Below are 14098 nucleotides of genomic sequence, written 5' to 3'. Positions count from 1 at the left end.
TCCTCCATCCGTTCTATGATATGTTCACCGACATCAGGGCTATGCTTATGATGAACATCATCACGCTTATTCCGCACGCCCTCAGCATAAGCTCCACTGTCTCCGCCATGATGCCTGCTGCCTCGGCATATCTCTTGTCTCCGACCGGCTGCACCACCGCGGCGATGAACCTTAATATGAACATGATGACGATTATCTTGATCATTGGCACTGCGGCCAGTATCACTATCATGATAGTGCACGCCATCCCCATACAATTCCTGATAAACTCTCCTGTGCTCACCATCACACTTATGACAGCGCTCACCGTGGACATCCCTGCACCTTTTCCCAATGTCCTGAGTATGCCATTTCTTGAAAGCCTGTCCATGGACGGTGCTATCATGCTCTTGACCACATTTATCCCGGTTACCACCGCAAACATTGTCCGCATTCCCCACACCGCCAGGCTCTTCATAAGCCCCGCCATCCGGGAGAAATAATCCTCGCTTCCAAGATTATTTATGAGTGCTATGAGCCCGCCGCATTTGATGAGGGGGAGTATGAACCTTATTATCACATTCTGGCAAATGTATATCACCAGGATTATGACCGACTGTGAATATCCGGCACTCTCCGGGCCGCTCACATATAACACAGACGAGGCGTACATTGGATAGAACGCTTTCATGAACTCCGTGACATCTCCTATGGTGTCCTGCACGATGGACTGCACTAGGACGAAATCCCCCAGCAGCAACGATAACAGCACCATGTATGTAACCATGAAACCATGGGCGGATACATACTCGCCCATATTTCCCGCAAGCTGGGCAAATGTACTTCCGAGCACGATCACCGCTATGATCTGCAGCGCCAGCCCCCTGCTTGTCCTGACCTCGTATATGACACTGTCGGAAAACACTTTTAGTGCCATGTCTATGGTGGAATCCACGTCACCACTCTTTAGGGACTCGTATATGTCGTAGAAGGTCACGTCGGATTTGTCTTTTGTGATCTCATTGAGGCTTCCGATGACGGAGTCGTCCTCCAATATATCTGAGTTAATATCAGAGTCACTTTCCGTGGTATTTTCCTTTTCATTCTCAGCATAAAATTCTGGACAATATTTGATATCTGTATCATATGATTCAACTTTACTCTCATTACACACATTTGCCGCATCAGGCACTGACACCCCCATAAAGAGCATCAGCACCACCACTATCAAATTACCCCTCAACTATGGTCACCACCAGATCTATAACTCCCATGAGTATAGGCATACTGAGCAGAATAAGAGTTATCTTTCCCGCCATCTCCACTTGGGATGCCATGGCATTGCAGCCGGCATCTTTGCAGATATCTGATGAAAATCGGCATATATACGCTATACCTATCATTTTCAGGATCACGTCTATATATGAAATATTCACCGACACGTACGCAGTCAGCCTGTCTATGTACGAAGCTATAAGTCTGAACCTGCTCACAACAAAATACATGAGCATCACACACCCGGCTATGGACAACACGATCCCGTACCCGGAATCCAGTTCTTTTATCTTCACCGCTATCAGAACCACGATCACCGCAGCCAGAGAAACCGCCATGAGATTCATCATTTACCCCCACATCTACTCTCATTTATTGCCCTATATTTACAATATCCATGATCTCGTTGAACAGGTCACTTATGTACGGGATAACCCAGGAAAGCACAATGATGAGTCCCGCCAGATTGAGCAGATAGGCGTGCTCCTCCTTGCCTGAATGTTTTAGTATCTGGTTGAGCAGTGCCACCAGAATTCCCACTGCACCTATTTTTAGAAGTATCTGGATCGTCATCGTCTCTCCCTCTTAACCTACATGAGCAATATAACTATGAATACGCCTCCAAGCAGCCCAAGTGAATTGGCAAGCCTCTTTATCCCGGAACTTCTGGCGCGTTCCCGCTGGTATCTGTCCGTAATTATATCTTCCACAAGATTTATCCTTGAGAGCTGTGCCTCAACGTCCATATCTCCCATTATCTTTCCAAGCCTGTCCACATCCGCCAGCACCTCCAAGCTCAGGGCACTGTCCCGCCTCAGCATCGCCAGTGAGTCTGTCCACAATTCTGCAAATGGCCTATCCCTGTTCTTCTCAGACATCTCCGCCAGACCGTTCACCCATTTACCAACATTTCCCTTAAGACGCTTTGCACTGTCGGCAAGTATCTCCGGGAGCTCCGATCCGGCATACATGATCTGCCCCTTGAACAGTTGTATGAAGAGCAGCATTTCCTCCATCTCCTTCACCATGCGCCCATGCAACTGCCCTATGGCATGTCCCACCATAAATGAGGCATATACGATCAGACATCCCCCTATCGCCTTAACCATGTCCTGCCTCCCATCTAATCGTACCAGCACAGCCGGTTGCCCTGGCCGTCAAATATATCAGAGATCTGTCCTGCCTTATCGCCTCCAAGCACAACATACCTCTCAAAAACCCTGTTCTCCACAAGACGCCTTATCCCTGCCCTGTCTCTCACATCATCCATGGAATAGCCATGTGCAGTTGCAAGCAGACGGCAGCCGCAGTTTATCACGCCGAAAATGGCATCGACATCCTGCTGCCCTCCTATCTCATCGACCGCTATGAGATCAGGCGCCATGGTTCGAACCAGCATCATCATTCCTGAAGCTTTTGGACAGCAGTCAAGAACATCAGTCCTCATTCCGACATCATTCTGCGGAACACCCTTGTAGCACGCCGCTATCTCCGATCTCTCATCAACCACACCAACTGTCATTCCTCCGTCTGACACTACTCTTATGATGTCCCTGAGCAGTGTGGTCTTGCCGTGACACGGAGCGGACACTATGAGCGTGTTCATCAGCTTGCCATCACCGTATATGTATGGCAGGACATCACCGCTGCATCCCTTGATCTCATGTGCCACCCTGATATTTAGAAATGATATGTGTCTGATGCATTTGATCCTTGTTCCATCGAGTATGATCTTGCCCGCAACTCCTACCCTGTGTCCACCGCACACGGTGATAAAGCCCTGACGTATCTCATCCTCATAGGCATACAGGGAATGATTGCAGATACATTCCAGAGTGTCGTTCACATCCCTGGCAGTCACTATGTACGCATCCTTCATATTACAGGTTCTTGATCCGCAGGAATCAACATATATCTCCGAGTCCTCGTATCTAAGTATAAAGGGACTATTCACCCTCAGACGTATCTCCCACAGTCTCCCATAATCAAGCCTCAGCTTCTCAACCATGCACCTGATCCTGACGGGAAGCAGATGCAATATATCTTCTCCACACATATGTATCGTCCTTCTTCTATATAACACTGTCTGTACAGCTACATAAAAAGTATATTCAGAGGGTGGATAGGTTAGAACCTTTGGTTGCTTACAGCGCAAAAAAGTCCCGGCGATTCAAATATCCTGAATCACCGGGACTCTTATTCTTCTTATATGTTATCGTAGGTAGTTATATCCTAATGCTGGTAACAATTATTATACTCTTGAAAGATACTCGCCAGTACGTGTATCGATCTTGATCGTGTCACCCTCGTTAACGAAGAGAGGTACTGATACCTGTGCGCCTGTCTCAACTGTACATGGCTTTGTTGCACCTGTAGCTGTATCACCCTTAACACCTGGCTCGCACTCTGTGATAACAAGCTCAACGAAGAGAGGTGGCTCTACAGCAAATACGTTGCCATTGTGTGAACAGATCTTACACATCTCGTTCTCCTTAACGAACTTAAGTGAATCACCTATAGCTGCTGAGCTGATAGGAATCTGATCATATGTCTCTGGATCCATGAAGTAATAAAGATCTCCGTCATTGTACAGATACTGCATGTCCTTTCTCTCGATGTGAGCCTTCTCACACTTCTCTGTTGGACGGAATGACTTCTCTACAACACCGCCACTCTTGATGTTCTTAAGCTTTGTTCTAACGAAAGCTGCACCCTTTCCTGGCTTAACGTGCTGGAACTCTATAATCTGATAAATATTTCCTTCGAATTCGATTGTAACGCCGTTTCTAAAATCGCCTGCTGAGATCATCTCTGCCATAACTATCTTATCCTCCTTAAAGATATAAACTTCTTGTCACATTTTATAATATATGAAATAAATTTTCAACTATTTTTTACCATACCATCAACCTTTATCAGGTAAGTCTACGTTTCTGCGCTTTCTACTGTCGTATATACACAGCAATACAAACGCACATACTCCTACAGCACTCACGATGGCTCCCGGTATAAGACCTGCGGTATGATACCTGAGTTCTATATCGTGATAGCCGCCACTACTAAATCTCTATCAGCTTCTTCTCTGATCCTGTAAGATTCCTGTAACCATCCTCCGTCACAACAACCAGATCCTCTATCCTGACACCAAACTGTCCAGGAATATAGATTCCCGGTTCAACTGTTATGACCATGCCAGGTTTCAATATGTCATCACACTTAGGTGAAAATCTCGGATTCTCGTGTATAAACAATCCCACCGAATGTCCAAGTCCATGTCCAAAGCAATCTCCATATCCGGCATCGGCTATTATACGTCTAGCAACAGCATCAACATCGTTACATCTGACTCCTGGTTTTATCATGTTCATAGACTCCGTCTGAGCCTTGAGTACCGTATCATACACATATTTCATTGAATCAGATGCCTTTCCTATTGCTACGGTTCTGGTCATATCTGAACAATATCCCTCATATATACAGCCAAAATCCATAGTGAGGAAGTCCCCCTTATTCAGAGTCTTATCCGTAGGAATAGCATGCGGCATGGATGAATTCATTCCAGATGCAGCTATGGTGTCAAAACTCAAGCCTTCCGCACCATTTTTCTTCATATGATACTCCAGTTCAAGCGCAACATCCTTCTCTGTAATGCCAGGTCTGAGATATTCCAGTATATGTGAAAATGCCTTGTCTCCTATTGACTCCGCTGTATGGATATTCTCGATCTCCTCATCTGTCTTTATCTCTCTTAAGGAATCCAGCTTACCATCAAGACTTATCCATTCCACACCGGATATTCCTGTCGAATATTCCGAATACTCTCTATAGCTGATGCTAAGATTCTCAAATCCAACTCTCATATTCCCAGAATTTTTTCTCTGTCCATCAAGAATAGACGAAATACACGCAACATATCCTTTTCCAGCAATATCCGCACATTCATATCCTTCACACTCGCGCTGAACCTGCTCTGTATATCTTGAATCCGTTATGACTGTCTTACCTGATCCTGCCAGAACTATAACGCCCTCGCCGCGGTACGATGCTATATATCTCATGTTGTACCTGTCCGTGATCAATATCGCATCAAGATTCATCTCATCTATTATCCTTCTGACCTTTTCATAAGCAATTGCTGTGTCCATAACCATCATCTCCCACCTTCTATATAAGAACTTATTTCCTGTACTATCTCATCTATTTCAATTCCTGTAACCGGAACTATGATATCAGCGGCAGCTTCATACACTGGTCCTCGCTGTCCCATAAGTTCCCTCACTCTCTGATCTACATTTTCTCCCTGCAGAAGAGGTCTGGTCGTATCTCCCGCAAGTCGCCTTACTACCTCCTCAGGCTTAACGTCCAGATATATGATCCTGCCCATTCGCCTGAGTTCATCCACATTCGCCTGTCTCATAGGCAGTCCGCCTCCAGTGGATATAACCGTATGTGACAGCCGGCTGTTCAGCTCCTTAAGGGTATCAGTCTCAAGCTGTCTGAAATAAGCTTCCCCCTTCTCGGCAAATATCTGCTTTATACTGCAGCCTGCCTTCTCCTCTATATAAGAATCTACATCAAGCAGATCAAATCCAAGCTTATCCGCGAGCACCCTGCCAATGGTTGTCTTACCACACCCCATAAAGCCTATCAGGATAACATTATCCCTGACCGACTGCAGCAATCTGTCGTACACAATATCAGCAACATCCTCCGATATGGATATATCATTCCAGAGCTCATATGCAATTATTCCCTGATAAAGGAGCATACGCAAACCATTGTACGCCAATGCTCCAGCCTGCCTGCAAAGCTTCATAAACTTTGTCTCAAACGGATTATATATGAGATCGATTCCCACACTGACTCTGTCGTAAAAATGTGGATCATCGATGACTACCGCCTCATTTTTCGGTGCCAGACCTATCGATGTGGACTGGAATACCACGAACTTATCATCTACATTCTCCTGCAGTAACTGTCCATAATCACCAAGTCTCATGGCAGTCATTGTCTCTCTGCAAAAATGACCATTCATGTCCTCTGCTATCGTCTGTGCCTTCTCGATCGTTCTGTTAATGATATATACCTTATCCGCACCCTTATTCATGCACATATATGCCACAGCTCTCGCTGCACCGCCTGCGCCAAGTATGATAACCTTTTTACCGTCAAGTCCCACTCCGTAGGACTCCAGTTCTCTGGACAGCCCCATCATATCTGTGTTATATCCCTTATATCCATTTACAGTTCTGACAAGAGTGTTGACCGCACCTATTGCCGCTGCCCCCTCATCTATATCCACAAGTGAAGCCATTATCTCATTCTTGTGAGGTACAGTGGCGTTCATTCCCAATATATTCAGTTCAAACGCTCCCTTTACGGCATCCGCCAGCCCCTCCTTATGGGTGTGGAACGGCACATACACTTCATTGATTTCCAATATATCGCTGAGTGTGTTGTGTATAAGCGGTGACATGGTGTGCTGAACCGGATCACCAAGCAAACCTAATAATCTTGTCTTTCCATTTATCTCCATATGTATCTCCATCCTTCAGTCTCTTATTTTGAACAGAGTCAGTATAACACAAAAAGAAACCGGAGTATATAACCACCCCGGTTTCTATATTTATTGCTATTATTTATACTATATACGCATTATGCAAATACATTCTTCTTCTCGGCAATGAAATCTCCAAGTGCCGGAACGTCTATAGTATTGTCTGTCAGGTCGAACAATGGATCTGCGGCCTTAACCTTGATCATTGTATATACAGGAACTGTCTTGCCCTGGTAATATACCTCCACAACGATGTATGTGTAATTTCCACCATATGGTGCATAACACGAATCATCAGGTGTAAGGGCTGTACCATTGCCATTTCTCACAATATCCTTTATATAGCCTGCAATTGATGTTAACTTGGCTGTACCAATCTTATCGTATGACTTAATCATCTTATCAGTATTCTCTGTATAGCTTGGTCTGATTGAGTAATCGGAATCATCGTAATCCAGATCATAGTAAATGTTAACCTTTGTTACCTTTGTCTTCTCCGGAATTCCAATCTTATAATCAAACTCAGGATCATCTGTCTTTGAGTCAACCTCACTTACATATACAGTCTTTCCTGATGAAGCAAGTGCCTCTGCATCCTTTGGAAGCTCATCCTCTGCAGCCCATGTCTGCTTTGGATCGTAACACTTGATAGTTGGCATCTCTGGTACTGCTGATGCACTGTTTACAATAACGTTGATGAACAGCTTTCTCTCATCATTGTTTCTTGTACGTCTACCTGTAACTGATGAATGTCCGGCACCACAATATGTGATCGCACCACTGCCATAAGCTGTAGTGTAGATGAAGTAAGCCTCCATTGCATCTCCAGGATCCGCTGCATACTTTGATGAACGCATCTTACTGTTCGATGAGTTATTTGAACCTGCAAGAGTATACCATACTGTTATGTTGTCACTCTCAAGATCAAGTGCAAATGCCTGCTGATGTGTACCCGATATGTTCAGTGATGAACTTATGTTGTATGGATACAATGTTACAAGACCTGAGTTAAGCTGTGTAGCCTTAACTGTCTCAGCACAAGCTGACTGATCCTGGTTTGAAGCCTGTGACCAGGCTGTTGCTGCCTTATATGACTCCTGTGCATATACATATGGAAGTGTAGTTGTTGCACCAGCCATATTACCATTGTAGTAAAGTGCTGTCATTGCAAGTGCACTTACATATACCTTCTTATCTTTTCCAAGATATGGCTGCCAGTATGCGTTCTTCTCAACAAATACATCCATAATGTTAGAATTCATACTGTTCAGTAATCCTTCGCCTGCAGTAGGATTATTTGCATATGGTGTCAGGTAATACAAGCTGCTATCCGGTGATGTATATGTCACATCATCGACTGTTCCATCTGCTGTGTATGTAACATCCAGTGTACTTGTATTAACAGAAGCCTTGCTGTAAGAAACACTCTTAACGTTATACTTACCAAGCTTAAGCGGATTGTCATACTTGACAACATTGTCTGTTACATCAACATGGAATCTGTTCATTCCTACTACTGATATAAGTGACTTTGTAAGATTAACTGCACCTGCATTTGCATATGGTGACATTGAATCGTGGAAGAAGAACAAATCTCCTCCTGCTGATACATAGTCAAGTATGTACTGACATGTTTCCTTCTTGAAGTCAACCTTAAATCCACCAAATGAATCCGATGGTCCAAGAACAAGTATTGAGTACATGTTCTTCATAAAGCTCTTACCATATGAACGTCTGAGGTAAGTATTGTACTTATCCTTTGCCTCAAGCTCTGCGTTCTTTGCTGTCACATAATCTGAATAATACTTAGCAAAATCAGCTCCGAAATCATCTGACATCTTTCCTGCTTTGAAGTCACCCTCACAGTGATTCATTGTGTTGTACTTTGGCCAGAATATCAGATAATAATCGCCTGTATCCTGCATATACTGAAGGACTTTCTTTGTCTCTGCATTGCTTGTCCTGAAATTATTGATAAATGTACTGTAATTTGTAGTTCCTGTGTATTTACCATCAATATAGTCTATTGCATTCTTGAGATAGTTATCAAGAATCTTCTTTGGCGTTGCAACCTTTGCTGACGCTGCTGAATATTCTGTAAGTGCAACAGCGGCAAGGCTCTCGTACTCTTCCTGACTATGTCCATCAACCTTCTCACCCTTGGCAAGCTTCTCAGCCTCTTCTACCATAGTATCAAGGCAATCATACTGAGCATCCACTCCATCACCTGTCTTGAATGAAGCTCTATCACTTGAAGCAACCACAAGATCAAGATTTATGTCATAATCCTCTGAAAGCTCATCTGCAAGATTTGAATAATAATCATCCGCATCTGTGTTTGTATCAAACTCATATACGCCGAATCTGTTTTCATGTCTTCCAAGAACTGCATACTGAGTAGTTGATGCGTTATCAAGCTCTGCCATGTTTGCAAATACATTGTACTTTGCAATCTTGTGAGCTGTCTGTGACTCAATATCAAAGTAAAGTGTATCAGTTGCTCCCCATGAGGTTGCCGTCTGTCCCTCTGCCATTGTCTGAACCTGAAGAACATTTATCTCACTCTTTGATACGTTATTATTTACTATCTTGCTGAGACCTGTAGAAGAAGCAACTATATTGCCATCCTCATCTGTTATCTCAAGATACCATGCTGCTGATCCAAAGAACTCAGAGTCAAGCGCTACTGTCAGTGATTTCTCCTGACCGTTTGTGATCTTATCCCCAAGACAATAATCACCGCCGCCCTTCTCGAACTTTGTATTCTTATCAACATCTACAAACAACTTGTAGTTATATACTGACTTATCACCATCAACCTGGAATGTAAACTGTAATCTGTTGGACTTGATATAAGTCTGCTGTATTCCCTGCTGATATGTAACTGGTTTTGTAGTGATAGTAAGTCTTGTTCTATGTGCACTTCCTGTCACCAGTCTGTTAAGAGATGCTGAAGTAGCATCATCCCAGACTACCTTGTAGTTATAATATACAGTATCTGTTCCCGGACGCTTATACCATGACTGATCCTGTACGTCTGAGTCCATATAATCAGTTTCCTTGAACTTACCTCCAGCAAGTGACTGAACACGCTTTGTCCATAAACTGTTACCGTATATTCCATCCTTATCACTTATATACTGTGTTGCATTCTTATCGAATCCCCACAGAATATTTGATCCATTTGATCCTGTATGTCTTGCATAGAGAGTATCTACCAACTGATACATTCTTGATGATGGATCGAGATAATAATTCTTTCTCTCAAGCTTTCCATCTTTATACCAATATCCCTGAAGGAGCTCAGCCTGTGAAAGCTTATCACCATTTGCATTTGTACCCTGCATATTCTCATATACGCTGGTAAGCTCATCACTTATGATCATCGGTCTGCCTGATGCCATGTATGTGAGAAGCTCCTGATACTTTGTATTTGTCAGGTCGTTACCATTCTCTGCAAGATATGTTGTTGTGTAATACTTGTCACCAACCTTTGGTGATGCAAGCATATTTGTTGATCCTGATATAGGTGCTGTATCTGGGCTATATGTAGATGCATTCATCAACTGACTGAGTGTACCTGTGTGGTAATACATGATGAATGTTGGGAATATCTGATATGTGTAACCCGACGTAGCATTACCGATATCATTCTGTCCTTTGTACATCTCCGCTGGATTTCTATCCATAGCACTTATATCGCCACCGATATATACCAGATCGTATGTCGCTGCTATATCTTCCTTCATACCAATGAGCTGCTCGGTCGAAACCTGAGTGAGCTGAATATCTCCAATGGATATACCATCGATAGCGTACGCTATCTTCGCCTTGGTAAGATCAAAATCATAATACTCTGTTCTGGCCGCAAGCTCCTGTTTAGACTTACCACTTACTACATCAGATGGAACTGTATAATAGTTTCCTGTTATTTTAGTTGCTCCATCACTTCTTGTTGTATAAGCTGTACTTACAGTATCCTGAAGTGCTGCCACCTCAAGATCAATCGGATAATCCGGCTGAATCTCAAGTACCTTGAACTTGTTATCAGAACCATCGCGATACACACTGGCATTGATAACATCAGCCACTGCCTTTGCCGATGGTGAATCAACTACCGGAATGGTTGGATCTGAATCATCGCCACTGCCATCTCCTGAGCCCTTTCCGTCACCGGCCTTAGAAGAAACTATAAAATACTGTCCACTCTCGACTGCACTGCACAGATCCTTGAATACCGCTGTGCCTATCTCCTTGTTATATGTACCCTTGTCAATAAATACAAAGTCATACTCTGAGAGATCAAGCTTATCATAAGTACCATTCATGAATACTGCCTGGGTTTCGAGATATTTGTCATGCAGACCAGTAACATACGAAACAACCTTTGCCGCATCTGAGAAATCCAGATTAGTATATACAAGATCACTCTTATACTCATAATTGAGATCTGCATTACCAACATTCTCCTGGAAATCCTGATATGTAACTACAACATTCTCATCTTCTGTTCCTGCTGCGTCTATTCTGTATGTGTATCCTGATACATTGTCCTCGTCAACTGTCTTAATATTGAAATCATACTGATAATCAGTATCACTTCCGTCAACAAGACCGGAATTATCAGCTACTCCAACCACAAGATCATCATAAGAGAACTGGTCATCACTGACATCTCCTCCAACTACAACCTTGTAGCTATATTCAGGGCTGAGTCTGTCAAAGCTGTATGTGTATACAGTCTCCATAACTGTGTTGCCATCAGCATCCTTTATCTCCTGACCATTCTCGTCAAGTTTCGGAACCTCTTTCATCTCAAGAGGAGCCTTCATAAGAATATCTACTGATGTTCCTGCCAGATTAAGCTGTGTTCCATTTTCTACTACAAGATATGCATACATATCTGCTGCTGGATCCACTGCATCACCTGCATCATCAGTACATCTCACTGTACCGGAAACTGACTTTGTCTTGACATCCTTATAGTATGATGTTGCAAAGTTGACATTCTTAAATGCCTTACCGCCATTGGTCATCGCCTCTACAAGATCGGCACTGTCAATGAGATAAACATCAGCACCACTTGGCACATATCTTGAAAGACCTGTACCACTGCTTGAAGTACCATTCGCATACATATGTCCTGTCAGATCGCTGTTTGGAGCCTTCTGTACAGATTCCCATGTATTTGTCTTCGCATTGAATGTGTAATCAGCAGAAGCCATGTCTCCACGTGTAGCACTGCTATTCTTCTCTGTGATTTCACTGAACATTGCACTGCCGGCTCCGTCCTCTGAAATCACAAGTATCTTGGCATTATCAAAGTTCCACGACTTTCTGTCTCCTGTAAGACCTGATCTTGAACCAGCCTTATCATATGTGGAATCCTTGATATTATCCGGTATGTTACCATCAAGGAAATCAAGTATTGATACACCCTCATACCACTTATAGTATGTTCCATAGTTAAGGTAATCGCTACCACCCTCGCTGGCTTTTCTCTCTGCCTGAAGAATAAAGTCAGAGATCGTCTTTGTTGTCTTGTTTATATCAGGAGTCGTCTTGTTATCATCTGCCTCCTGATAAAGTGTCTTAAAGAAATCCGGCTCTGTAACAAGGACATTATCATATCTTGCCACAGCACCCTTGGTGATCAGCTTGTATGCAAGTGCACCCATTCTGTAATCATCATTATTTCCTGTTATAAGCTCTGGCTCTGATGTACACAGAGTTCCTGTACACAATGCTATAGGATGTGAGTTTGCTGTAGCATACGCATCCAGCCAGTTATACAGATCCTCGCTTATATCATTTGATGTGCTGGCATAATCACTGGCACCATTTGCCCAAATATATATGAAATCCGCCTGATTGAGGATTCCCTGGGCTGTTGTATCCATGCTGTTCAGCTCGCTGACTGTACAAGTTGTAAGAGTCACCGCACCGGCAGCCATGTTATCGCTTATCGTCTTATATCCATTGAACACTGCAAGTCTGAAATACTCACCTGCATATACATATCTCCAAAGATATGTTGTTGAATCGTATCCTGTCAGCTTCTTCGCATCACCTGAAAACTTGCTATCAGTGACGGTTTCCTTCAGCTTCTCATCCATATCTGCATTACCACTATATGAATCAGGTACTATCTGGACGATTCTGAATTTGTCCTCTCCTGTCTGTTTCTTGCCAGCATCGTTGGAGTTCTTGACTGCCAGATCGATATTGGACAATCCTGTCAGACTTGTAGATTTGCTTCCGCTGCCGTTCGCATCACTCAGGGAAGCCTGAGAATCGGAGTTAGCCAGTGTATAATTCACAAATATAGAGCTGACTACAAGTGCGAATATAATAGCTATAGATGATAAGACTATTTTTTTATTCTTAAACACTGTATTTTCCTCCTCTATTAATCCCACTCATGCTTCTTGAGCACGAATGAATTTCTGAGTCCAACTACACTTGTTACTTTATATGTCTCTTTTGTTTTTGTGTCTTCAAATCCAATAATCACTGCAACACTATTGTCTGCAGGATTGACCTGAAGCTGAAAGCTTTTCACGTTGTTAGCAAGCACTGTACCTTTCTTGGAGCTTGCATCCACATACTTTGTACACGATGAAAGCACCGCCTGTGCCTGATTTACCTTTGCTGAATCGCTGCTCTTGAGATCCTGCTTTGCCTGATTAAGCGTTTCATCACTCATCTCCTGTCTGAAAACATACAATTTCTTGTCTGTCTTGCTGTAGGTAATCGTACAGAATGCAGTCTTATCTAGCTCAGATGAATACTGAACCCACAGATAATCAGCATCTATAAATGTGTGCACATCCTCTGAAGCACCAGCGCCGCCAAAAGGCTTAACATCCGCTATATCATAGCTATTGCTTTTTTTCTTTATCACACCGCTATCTGACACTATATCCTGGATTACATCAGCAACGCCTCCCTGCTTACGGAGTGTGCTTCCCGATCCTGCGGATTTCACATACGTATCCTCAGGAACAATAAAGCTTCCTGTAACCTGAGTGAATGATGTTCCAGTCTGTACGTAAGCAGTTCCATCAATCTTGATATCACTTGCCCCCATCAGTATGTCTGCTATCGCATCATATGTCTCAGTCGCCTGAGACTGAAGCTTCTGTCTGGACGACTGCTTCTTATGTGACGCAACAGTTGTAGATATAAGGGACATGACAGCAACCATGAATATTCCCAAGATTGCCATATACAGTATAAGCTCTATGAATGTGAAGCCCTTGTCTTTATTTCTACATATCATTCTTC

Annotated in this window: 10 protein-coding genes; all 10 read right to left on the bottom strand. The window is 43.3% G+C overall.

The features are described from left to right. Positions 1-13: 13 nt before the first annotated feature. A complete protein-coding gene (locus tag DW159_RS01805; protein WP_133302879.1) occupies positions 14-1222 on the bottom strand; it encodes a stage III sporulation protein AE in 1209 nt (402 codons plus the stop codon). Further along, positions 1212-1601, bottom strand: coding sequence for a stage III sporulation protein AD (gene spoIIIAD / locus DW159_RS01800; RefSeq protein WP_022216698.1), 390 nt, complete (start codon positions 1599-1601; stop codon positions 1212-1214). The genes DW159_RS01805 and spoIIIAD overlap by 11 nt, the downstream gene beginning before the upstream one ends. A 25-nt stretch (positions 1602-1626) precedes the next feature. Next, the gene (spoIIIAC, locus tag DW159_RS01795; RefSeq protein WP_015533564.1) at positions 1627-1827 is read right to left on the bottom strand and encodes a stage III sporulation protein AC; all 201 of its coding nucleotides are present in this window, start codon (positions 1825-1827) and stop codon (positions 1627-1629) included. A 17-nt stretch (positions 1828-1844) separates the two neighbouring features. Further along, on the bottom strand, positions 1845-2363 hold the full coding sequence (locus DW159_RS01790; RefSeq protein WP_055272703.1) for a stage III sporulation protein AB: 519 nt from the start codon (positions 2361-2363) through the stop codon (positions 1845-1847). Between the two features lie 14 nt (positions 2364-2377). Further along, positions 2378-3310 (bottom strand): stage III sporulation protein AA, encoded by a 933-nt coding sequence (gene spoIIIAA / locus DW159_RS01785; RefSeq protein ID WP_117548748.1) that lies wholly within the window; start codon positions 3308-3310, stop codon positions 2378-2380. Positions 3311-3505: 195 nt separating this feature from the next. Then, the gene (gene efp, locus DW159_RS01780; RefSeq protein WP_055144922.1) at positions 3506-4063 is read right to left on the bottom strand and encodes an elongation factor P; all 558 of its coding nucleotides are present in this window, start codon (positions 4061-4063) and stop codon (positions 3506-3508) included. A gap of 250 nt (positions 4064-4313) precedes the next feature. Beyond that, a complete protein-coding gene (locus DW159_RS01775; RefSeq protein WP_117548747.1) occupies positions 4314-5405 on the bottom strand; it encodes a M24 family metallopeptidase in 1092 nt (363 codons plus the stop codon). After that, positions 5405-6790 carry a shikimate kinase gene (locus tag DW159_RS01770; RefSeq protein ID WP_117549409.1) on the bottom strand — a complete coding sequence of 462 codons (1386 nt, stop codon included), beginning with the start codon at positions 6788-6790 and terminating at the stop codon, positions 5405-5407. The genes DW159_RS01775 and DW159_RS01770 overlap by 1 nt, the downstream gene beginning before the upstream one ends. Before the next feature lie 119 nt (positions 6791-6909). Continuing rightward, positions 6910-13203 carry a DUF5057 domain-containing protein gene (locus DW159_RS01765; RefSeq protein WP_117548746.1) on the bottom strand — a complete coding sequence of 2098 codons (6294 nt, stop codon included), beginning with the start codon at positions 13201-13203 and terminating at the stop codon, positions 6910-6912. A 17-nt stretch (positions 13204-13220) separates the two neighbouring features. Continuing rightward, the gene (locus tag DW159_RS01760; RefSeq protein ID WP_022216704.1) at positions 13221-14093 is read right to left on the bottom strand and encodes a prepilin-type N-terminal cleavage/methylation domain-containing protein; all 873 of its coding nucleotides are present in this window, start codon (positions 14091-14093) and stop codon (positions 13221-13223) included. Positions 14094-14098: the final 5 nt, after the last annotated feature.

The sequence above is a fragment of the Coprococcus sp. AM14-16 genome, from assembly GCF_003434675.1.
Lineage (GTDB): Bacteria > Bacillota > Clostridia > Lachnospirales > Lachnospiraceae > Coprococcus > Coprococcus aceti.
Note: the sequence above shows the minus strand (reverse complement) of the source record. Positions and strands in the feature narration are given on the sequence as shown.

What these genes read in the sequence shown, in the direction of transcription:
- DW159_RS01790 (WP_055272703.1), bottom strand. Translation starts at nt 2,363, where the DNA reads ATGGTTAAGGCGATAGGGGGATGTCTGATCGTATATGCCTCATTTATG.
- DW159_RS01775 (WP_117548747.1), bottom strand. Translation starts at nt 5,405, where the DNA reads ATGGTTATGGACACAGCAATTGCTTATGAAAAGGTCAGAAGGATAATA.
- DW159_RS01770 (WP_117549409.1), bottom strand. Translation starts at nt 6,790, where the DNA reads ATGGAGATAAATGGAAAGACAAGATTATTAGGTTTGCTTGGTGATCCG.
- spoIIIAA (WP_117548748.1), bottom strand. Translation starts at nt 3,310, where the DNA reads ATGTGTGGAGAAGATATATTGCATCTGCTTCCCGTCAGGATCAGGTGC.
- spoIIIAD (WP_022216698.1), bottom strand. Translation starts at nt 1,601, where the DNA reads ATGAATCTCATGGCGGTTTCTCTGGCTGCGGTGATCGTGGTTCTGATA.
- DW159_RS01760 (WP_022216704.1), bottom strand. Translation starts at nt 14,093, where the DNA reads ATGATATGTAGAAATAAAGACAAGGGCTTCACATTCATAGAGCTTATA.
- efp (WP_055144922.1), bottom strand. Translation starts at nt 4,063, where the DNA reads ATGATCTCAGCAGGCGATTTTAGAAACGGCGTTACAATCGAATTCGAA.
- spoIIIAC (WP_015533564.1), bottom strand. Translation starts at nt 1,827, where the DNA reads ATGACGATCCAGATACTTCTAAAAATAGGTGCAGTGGGAATTCTGGTG.